The following is a 5,843-nucleotide window of genomic DNA, read 5'->3' as shown; positions in this document are numbered from 1 at the left end:
CAGCACTGCCAAGTCAATTTGTTAAATCTCTGACGCTATGGCGGATTTCGCATTAAGCATGCCACCGACCGGAACCGGCCGCGTCGAGGGATCAGGGGATTGATTTCAATATGATTCGCATTCTTCTGGCCGAAGACGATGGCGTCATGCGCGAATATCTGGCGCGCGCGCTGACCAGCGCCGGTTATCACGTCACAGCGGTCGATCGCGGCACCGCCGCGGTCCCCTATATCGATTCGGGCACCTTCGACCTGCTGCTATCGGACATCGTCATGCCCGAAATGGACGGCATCGAACTCGCGCAGCACACAGCCAAGGTTGCGCCGCAGACGCAGGTCATGTTCATTACCGGATTTGCCGCCGTGTCGCTGCGCGCCGAGGAAAATGTGCCGCAGGCAAAGCTGCTGTCGAAGCCGTTCCACCTGAAAGACCTGGTCCGCGAAGTCGACAATCTGTTCGGCCGCGCCGACCGGTCGAGCCAACAATAACGACGGCATCGGACGCGAAGGGCTTGCCAAGCGTGGCCGGGGATATTAGGGGGCCGTCACCCCAAGGGATGGGCGTGTAGCTCAGTGGTAGAGCACTGTGTTGACATCGCAGGGGTCGCAAGTTCAATCCTTGCCACGCCCACCATTAAAAAGCCCCGCTTCTCCAACGAGATTGCGGGGCTTTTTACATCTACCTTTCTCGACCGGCATGCCGCAATTCGGCGCTATGTTCGACGCGACGTCGGCCTTATTGCTCACTTGCCACCCTTAGAGTGGGGCAATCAATCGTAAGCGAGGTGCCAGTTCGAGCCCTTGGAAAGCTTGTGCCAAACCCGCATAAACCCGCGAGAGTATTTGAGCAGCCGAATCTTCGCCTTCATGCCAAGCCCAATCGGCCTAAATTTTGTATTCACCAGCCACGTGTCTTGATGGCCGACGCGCGACATACGCGCGACGTAGAAACCAAGACCTTGAAGGCGCGCTAGCAGTCGCTTAACTTCTTTCTTCGGCACCAACCCGCAAAAGTCATGAAACTCTATGGTGATCTGGGCGATGTTCCGCAGCACTTCATCCGACACAGCATCGAGCATTGGGATTTCCTGCCCCTCGATGTCGATTTTGAGCAGGTCTACCTTCGTTACTCCGGCGCGCTCAAAAACATCGTCCAAGGTGATCAGCTCAACCGTCACCGTCGACGGTCCGGTTCCACCCTCGACCACGCGGGATGCAAGGTCATTCGGATCTATAGAAAAGCTCGTCTTCCCCCTGAACCCACCCACCGCAGCATTGATTGCTATCAGGTCAGAACGCTCCGCGAGCTCCTTGAAAAGCTCTGGGTTCGGTTCCACCGCGACAAGATTAGAGCATCCGAAGGTGTTGCTGACCTTAGTCAGAAACTCTCCCCGATTTGCGCCCAGATCGACAATGGTTGACTCTGGCGTGAGCATCTTGCCGTCGAAGCTGTGCCAATGAATTAAATCTACCATGTCGGCGAAACTGGCGCTGGCAGTTTCCGACTGCAAGAAAAAAAAGCGCCGTCAGCCATTTGATTTTTAAGCGATGCGTAGTGCCGTTGCTTTCCCGTCACCGCGCCTCACCCTCACTGGAAAACTGCATCATCTCGGAAATGGGGCTTCGGAGGATGCGATGCGCTCGAGATCATATCGCGGCTGTGACTTCGTATCTTGTGGCTTTCAGAAACTTCTGGGCGTTCGCACGTGATCACTTGCTCAATCAGACGATCTAGCTCGCTTTTGAGAAAACTGACGACTGCCTCGTTGAAGCCCGATAGACCGTTCAAAAGCTCGTCGAACATATAAAGCTAGCGCCGGGCCGCGCCTTCGTCGTCGAATTTTTCACTTCAAAGGCCTCCAGCCTTCATCTCGCGCTATGGCTTGCGAATGGCGGACAAAAAGAGCAGCACCGGCAGGACATTCTCCTTGCATGGGCGGCTGCCGGCGACCGCGCCAATTCCATAGTGCGGTCGCCTTCAACATCGTCGTCCGGCTAACAACATGCATCGAGCCATGCTGTGCCTGCAATGACTAAGGGCAGACAACCGCGTTCAACTCGCAGGGGTCGCAAGTTCAATCCTTGCCACGCCCACCATCTAAAACGCCGCCACCCAGCCGGGTTGGCGGCGTTTTTGGTTCCGGTCTGCGTTCAAGCCATCCCGCGCGCCAGATCACCGCGCGATGCGTCGCCGACCTGGCTGCCGCCGTCGCAATCGAGGATCGTCCCGGTGATATAACCCGCGGCAGGCGAACAGAGGAACACCGCGGATTCGGCGACCTCCTCGATCTTCCCCCAACGCTTCATGGCGATACGGTCGAAATGCGACTGGCGCGTCGCGGCATCGGGGGCGAGGCGCTTCATGCCTTCGGTATCGGCAATCGGCCCCGGCGAAATGCCGTTCACCCGCACCTCCGGCCCCCATTCGAGCGCGAGGACGCGAATCAGCTGGTTGATCCCTGCCTTTGCCGCGCAGGCGTGAGCTTGTAGCGCCGAGGCGTTGACCGCCTGCCCTGCGGTGATCGCGATCAGCGATGCGCCCGGGCGATTGAGCAGGTCGTGACAGCCGCGAAATACGTTGAAGGTACCGTTGAGGTCGATATCGACCACGGTACGAAAGGCGTTGGCCGACATGCCAAGTGCGGGGGCCAGGAAATTGCCTGCCGCGCCCGAAATGACGATATCCATCGGGCCGAGCTGATCGGCGACCTGCTCCATTGCGCCGCGAATTGCGGCATAGTCGCGGACATCGGCTGATAGCCCGATCGCGCTCGCGCCGATCTCCGCCGCCGCGCGCGACGCCTTATCCGGGTCGCGCCCCACCACCGCAACCTTGGCGCCCAGCTGCGCAAAGCGCTTGGCGATGCCCAGATTGATGCCGCTCGTACCGCCGGCAACGAACGCCGTCTTTCCGGCCAACAGATTGTCTCGGAATGTCGTCATGCTTCTCTCCCTTGGCGTTTATCGTCCACATATCGGTGATGATGCGGGGTTGACGGATTGCGATCGGTCGCCTTTTGCAACGGGAACAGACAGCAAGGACGATCCGATGGCAAGTGCCGGCCCCACTTCGAACAGCTTCATCTCGCAGCGGCTGAAGCTCCACTATGTCGATTGGGGCAATCGCGGCGCGCCGCCGCTGCTGCTTGTTCATGGTGGTCGCGACCATTGCCGCAATTGGGATTGGGTCGCCGAAAAGCTGCGCGATCGCTATCATATCATTGCCCCCGACCTGCGCGGGCACGGCGACAGCGCTTGGTCGCCCGACGGCAATTACGCGATGGACGGCTTCGTCTATGATCTGGCGCAGTTGATCCATCAGCTTGATCTGGGACCGATCAGCATCGTCGCGCATTCAATGGGCGGCAACATCGCACTGCGCTATACCGGCCTCTATCCGCAGAATGTCCGCAAGCTGGTCGCGATCGAGGGACTCGGCCCGTCGCCCAAAATCATCGCCGAGCGCGCGAGCACGCCCTATGCCGAACGCTTCCGCAAATGGATCGATGACAAGCGCCAGGCCGCCGGGCGTACCCCGCGCCGCTATGCCACCCTCGATGAAGCGCTGGCGCGGATGATGGGCGAGAACAGCTATTTAACCGAGGCGCAGGCGCGCCACCTGACGGTCCATGGCATCAGCCGCAACGAGGATGGCAGTTGGAGCTGGAAATTCGATAATTATCTCAACGTCTGGCCCGCATTCGATATGCCGCAGGAGGACATTGCGGCACTGTGGGGCGCGATCACCTGCCCCACCTTGCTGCTGTACGGAGCCAACAGCTGGGCATCGAACCCTGAACGCGACGGACGGCTCGCGCATTTCAACACCGCACAGGTGATCGAGTTCGAAGACGCCGGTCACTGGCTACACCACGACCAGTTCGACCGGTTCATGTCCACGTTAGACGATTTCCTCTAATCGGGCGGCCATAGGCGCGCACCGGCGCGCATTTTGGGGTGGCCAATGGCGTACACCGGGCGAATTTCCAGGCGGCAGCGGATGGCATCGGGCGGCGCCGCGCTGTTCGTTGTTTTTGCGGTCGGTCTGGGTTTCGCCAGCGGCCTCGACCTCAATTTAGTCCGCAAGGTGACCGAAGCCATCTCTGCTATCGCCATTCCAGCGCCGCCTCCCGAGCCGGTCGTGCCGCAAACTGTCGCCAGCAATGTAGCGAGCGGCAAAGCCTCCGCAGCGAACCAGCACGCCAAGGTCGCGACCGCCGTTGCACCCAAGCCGAAACTGCCGCCGATCACGCCTCCTATCGCTGCCGCACCACAGTCCGGCGCGGGCCAGGACGCATCGGCGGGCGCCGCACCCAATCCCGGCGCCGGATCGGGCGCCGGCGGGCGCGGTGACGGCACCGGCGCTGGCGGGTCGGGCAGCGGCACCGGTGGCGGCAGCAAAGCAACTTGGCAAAGCGGCACGATTCAGGACCGTGACTATCCTGCTGCCGCCCGACGCGCGCGCATTGGCGGCGAGGTCGAAGTTCGTTTCACGATCGAGCCGACCGGACGAGTCGCTGGATGCCGTGTGAGCCGCTCAAGCGGCGACGCGGGGCTCGATGCCACGACGTGCCGCCTGATTGAGGAGCGCTTTCGTTTCAAACCTGCGACCAATGCGGCAGGCGCACCGATCGCCAGCACCTATGGCTGGCGCCAAAGCTGGTGGCTCGAAGGGCGGTAGCGACTCAACAGGAATCGCCCAAATCGACCCGGTCGGTACGCGACACACCGCAGACGGTGACCGTCATCACCGGCAAAACGATCGAGCAGCAGAATCAGCTTACGTTGCGTGACATACTGGCGACCGTCCCCGGCATCACCTTTGCCGCGGCCGAAGGCGGCCCGGGAATGCGCGGCCGCGCTTCCGTTCCGGCCATTGCTAAGGACGTCAAGCTATGGCAGCCCGTCGGGTATCGCCAAAGGGATCCCGCCATGTTGATTGAAGTCCCCGATGTCCTGACCGCCGACGAATTGACCGGCATTCGGCGGATCATCGATGGCGCCGCATGGGTCGATGGCCATGTAACGTCGGGTCATCAGGCCGCCCTGGCCAAGAACAATGAGCAGCTCCCCGAAGACAGCGACGCCGCGCGGCGGGCGGGACGAATGATTCTCGACGCACTCGGTCGGTCGCCGCTGTTTTTCGCATCAGCGCTGCCGCTCAAGATCTTTCCGCCGTTGTTCAACCGCTATGGCGAGGGACAGGAATTCGACACGCATGTCGACAATGCGGTTCGCCTGAAACGCGGCAGCGAATTTCGAATGCGCAGCGACCTGTCGATCACCGTCTTCCTCGAAGCCCCCGAAAATTATGACGGCGGCGAACTGCTGGTCGAGGATCAATATGGCGTCCAGCGTATCAAGCTGCCCGCGGGCCACGCCGTCGTCTATCCATCCTCAAGCCTGCACCGGGTCACCCCCATCACGCGCGGTCGGCGCGTGGCGTCCTTTTTCTGGATCCAGTCGATGGTGCGCGATACCGAGGCGCGGCGCCTGCTGTTCGACCTCGATCGCGCGGTCCAGCGGCTAACCGGCGACTTGGGCGGCAAAGACCGGTCGGTGATCGAACTCACCGGTGTCTATCACAATCTGCTGCGTCGCTGGGCCGACAGCTAATACGGCATCGCGCGCCATTCGTGGGCCAGATAGCGGAAAATGCGCTTCTGAATTATAACCTTTTTTCAGTTATTTAGATGGGAAAAATGGCGGAGACGGAGGGATTCGAACCCTCGGTGCCGCATTCACAGCACGACGGTTTAGCAAACCGTTGGTTTCAGCCACTCACCCACGTCTCCGCATGGTCTGTCGCGCTAACGACAGTTGGCCTAGGCGGGTCGCTATAGC

At 60.7% G+C, this 5,843-nt stretch carries 6 protein-coding genes, 2 tRNA genes and 1 pseudogene; 6 read left to right on the top strand and 3 right to left on the bottom strand.

The window, feature by feature from the left end:
- The first annotated feature begins 110 nt into the window (after positions 1 to 110).
- Both cpdR and VGN68_RS11830 read left to right on the top strand, forming a co-directional pair.
- A complete protein-coding gene (gene cpdR, locus VGN68_RS11835; RefSeq protein WP_327476885.1) occupies positions 111 to 488 on the top strand; it encodes a cell cycle two-component system response regulator CpdR in 378 nt (125 codons plus the stop codon).
- 70 nt (positions 489 to 558) lie between these two features.
- A tRNA-Val gene (locus VGN68_RS11830) sits at positions 559 to 633 on the top strand.
- Positions 634 to 769: 136 nt separating this feature from the next.
- On the opposite strand, the gene VGN68_RS11825 is transcribed toward VGN68_RS11830, so the two are convergent.
- Both VGN68_RS11825 and VGN68_RS11820 read right to left on the bottom strand, forming a co-directional pair.
- Complete coding sequence (locus VGN68_RS11825; RefSeq protein ID WP_327476883.1) at positions 770 to 1,510, bottom strand: FkbM family methyltransferase; 741 nt, start codon at positions 1,508 to 1,510, stop codon at positions 770 to 772.
- A 640-nt stretch (positions 1,511 to 2,150) separates the two neighbouring features.
- Positions 2,151 to 2,942 carry an SDR family oxidoreductase gene (locus VGN68_RS11820; protein ID WP_327476881.1) on the bottom strand — a complete coding sequence of 264 codons (792 nt, stop codon included), beginning with the start codon at positions 2,940 to 2,942 and terminating at the stop codon, positions 2,151 to 2,153.
- Between the two features lie 106 nt (positions 2,943 to 3,048).
- On the opposite strand from VGN68_RS11820, the gene VGN68_RS11815 reads away from it, so the two are divergent.
- The 4 genes and pseudogenes from VGN68_RS11815 (at position 3,049) to VGN68_RS11800 (ending at position 5,615) form a co-directional block, all read left to right on the top strand.
- Positions 3,049 to 3,918, top strand: coding sequence for an alpha/beta hydrolase (locus tag VGN68_RS11815; RefSeq protein ID WP_327476879.1), 870 nt, complete (start codon positions 3,049 to 3,051; stop codon positions 3,916 to 3,918).
- Between the two features lie 81 nt (positions 3,919 to 3,999).
- Positions 4,000 to 4,680 (top strand): TonB family protein, encoded by a 681-nt coding sequence (locus tag VGN68_RS11810; RefSeq protein WP_327476878.1) that lies wholly within the window; start codon positions 4,000 to 4,002, stop codon positions 4,678 to 4,680.
- 11 nt (positions 4,681 to 4,691) lie between these two features.
- Positions 4,692 to 4,847: pseudogene (locus tag VGN68_RS11805) on the top strand (TonB-dependent receptor plug domain-containing protein); the annotation flags it as partial.
- 84 nt (positions 4,848 to 4,931) lie between these two features.
- A complete protein-coding gene (locus tag VGN68_RS11800) occupies positions 4,932 to 5,615 on the top strand; it encodes a Fe2+-dependent dioxygenase (protein ID WP_327476887.1) in 684 nt (227 codons plus the stop codon).
- Positions 5,616 to 5,702: 87 nt separating this feature from the next.
- Here the strand turns inward: VGN68_RS11800 and VGN68_RS11795 are convergent.
- Positions 5,703 to 5,794, bottom strand: a tRNA-Ser gene (locus VGN68_RS11795).
- Positions 5,795 to 5,843: the final 49 nt, after the last annotated feature.

The organism is Sphingopyxis sp. (assembly GCF_035998965.1).
In the GTDB taxonomy this organism is placed as follows: Bacteria; Pseudomonadota; Alphaproteobacteria; order Sphingomonadales; family Sphingomonadaceae; genus Sphingopyxis.
The sequence above is the reverse complement of the archived record's forward strand: the minus strand, read 5'-3'. Positions and strand labels throughout refer to the sequence as shown.

Bases quoted from the DNA above. Each gene is read 5' to 3' on its own strand.
- VGN68_RS11820 (WP_327476881.1), bottom strand. From the start codon at position 2,942: ATGACGACATTCCGAGACAATCTGTTGGCCGGAAAGACGGCGTTCGTT.
- VGN68_RS11810 (WP_327476878.1), top strand. From the start codon at position 4,000: ATGGCATCGGGCGGCGCCGCGCTGTTCGTTGTTTTTGCGGTCGGTCTG.
- VGN68_RS11800 (WP_327476887.1), top strand. From the start codon at position 4,932: ATGTTGATTGAAGTCCCCGATGTCCTGACCGCCGACGAATTGACCGGC.
- VGN68_RS11815 (WP_327476879.1), top strand. From the start codon at position 3,049: ATGGCAAGTGCCGGCCCCACTTCGAACAGCTTCATCTCGCAGCGGCTG.
- cpdR (WP_327476885.1), top strand. From the start codon at position 111: ATGATTCGCATTCTTCTGGCCGAAGACGATGGCGTCATGCGCGAATAT.